General features: G+C 73.0%; 2 protein-coding genes. Both read right to left on the bottom strand.

All coding sequences use genetic code 11. From position 1 onward, the window contains the following. Nucleotides 1-215 (bottom strand): ATP-binding cassette domain-containing protein (locus tag C1J00_RS43615; RefSeq protein ID WP_439333490.1); only part of this gene is annotated, 215 nt, incomplete at its 3' end. 98 nt (nt 216-313) lie between these two features. Next, nucleotides 314-1,007, bottom strand: a 694-nt coding sequence (locus C1J00_RS43610; protein ID WP_102914249.1) for a class I SAM-dependent methyltransferase, incomplete at its 5' end; no start/stop codon positions are given.

Here is a 1,007-nt window from a genome sequence, read left to right as displayed (position 1 = left end):
GCGCGCATGAGGGTCGATTTTCCGCAGCCGGAGGGGCCGAGGAGACCGGTGATCTGGCCTCGGGGGACGGTGAAGCCGAGGTCGCGCAGGACGGTGCGGGGGCCGCGGGTGACGGTGAGGTGCTCGGCGTGGACGGCTGTGGTGTCCGGGTCCGGGGGCTGAGCGGGGGCGGGTGCCGGGCCTGGGCGTGGTGAGCCGGGAGCATTATTCATCATGTGATGAATAATGCTCCCGGCTCGCGGGACGCGTCAAGCGGCGAGTTGACCGGGCAGGTGAGCGGGCGGGTTGACCCGGCGGGTTGAGCGGGTGCGCGTCAGGCCGGGGTCTCGGCGAGGAGGAGGACGACCTCGTAGACCTCCTGCACGACGCCGTCCGGGAAGGCCCGCAGGAGGTGCTCGCGCTCTTCGGCGAGGAACGACGCGGTGTGTTCCGCGTCGTGCACGAGGAAGACCGAGTGGCTGCCGATGTTGGCGAGGTGGGTGTCGACCGGGACGCGGCGGCTCCAGCGGACCGTGCGGCGGGTGAAGTCGAGGCGGCCGCTGGGGTCGGCGGCAGGGTGGTCGACGTTGCGCTTCTCCGCGGAGACGTCGATGCCGAAGTGGCGGCGGGTGCGCTCGGCGGCCTCGGCGATCCAGGCAACGTCGAGGGCGTCGGTGTTCCACCAGAGGGCCAGGGCGCCACCGGGGCGCAGGACGCGCAGGGCTTCCGGGACGGCGCGGGCGGGATCGGTCCAGTGCCAGGCCTGGGCGTAGGTGACGAGGTCGACGGAGGCGTCGGTGAGGGGGAGGTCGTCGCCGGTGCCGCGGATGATCGGGATGCCGGGCAGGGTGCGGCGGAACTGGGCCGCCATGCCGTCACCGGGTTCCACGGCGACGACGTTCGCTCCCCGTGCGTGCAGGAGGGCGGTGGCGATACCGGTACCGGCGCCGACGTCCGCGACGCGGGTGCCGGTGAGGGGGCGGCCGGTCAGGTCTTCTATCGCGTCGAAGAGGGCCGGGGGGTAGGTG

This window comes from Streptomyces cahuitamycinicus, from assembly GCF_002891435.1.
GTDB classification, from domain to species: domain Bacteria; phylum Actinomycetota; class Actinomycetes; order Streptomycetales; family Streptomycetaceae; genus Streptomyces; species Streptomyces cahuitamycinicus.
Note: the sequence above shows the minus strand (reverse complement) of the source record. Positions and strands in the feature narration are given on the sequence as shown.